1 protein-coding gene is annotated in these 549 nt (G+C 30.8%); it reads left to right on the top strand.

Going from position 1 to position 549, the window contains the following annotated elements:
• Positions 1 to 104 precede the first annotated feature (104 nt).
• Positions 105 to 518, top strand: coding sequence for a VOC family protein (locus AC5EAH_RS08205; protein WP_493494290.1), 414 nt, complete (start codon positions 105 to 107; stop codon positions 516 to 518).
• The last annotated feature ends 31 nt before the right edge of the window (positions 519 to 549 follow it).

The following is a 549-nucleotide window of genomic DNA, read 5'->3' as shown; positions in this document are numbered from 1 at the left end:
ACCAACAAAAAGTTGACACTATCGAGTAAGCATAAAAATTAGGTGAAATGTAATTATTTTGATATAATTAATAATATCAATTATAACGATAAGGAGAATAAATTATGTTAGCTGTATATATCAATTTTAAAGGTAATGCCAGAGAAGCTATTGCATTGTATGAAAAGGTTTTTGAGACGAAATGTCATGAATTAAAAACATTTGGTGACATGCCAGACAATCCTAATGCACTGATTCCTGATGATATTAAAGATCAAATAATGCACGCCGCAATGACTATTGAAGGTACTAATATTATGATTTCTGATACACCAGATATGGCGGGTGTTGATGTCGTGATGGGGAATAATATTTCATTAATTATTAATCGTCCCGATGGTAAAAATTTTGAAGAAATGTTTGACTTACTTGCAGAAGAAGGTACGGTAACAATGCCTTTAGAAAAAACATTTTGGGCAGTAAAATACGGTTCTTTAATTGATAAATTTGGTATTAACTGGGTATTCAATCAAGAATAAAAAATAATGAACTGCTACCAGTCAAGTGGAT

It is taken from the genome of Staphylococcus sp. B1(2026), assembly GCF_058895785.1.
The sequence above is the reverse complement of the archived record's forward strand: the minus strand, read 5'-3'. Positions and strand labels throughout refer to the sequence as shown.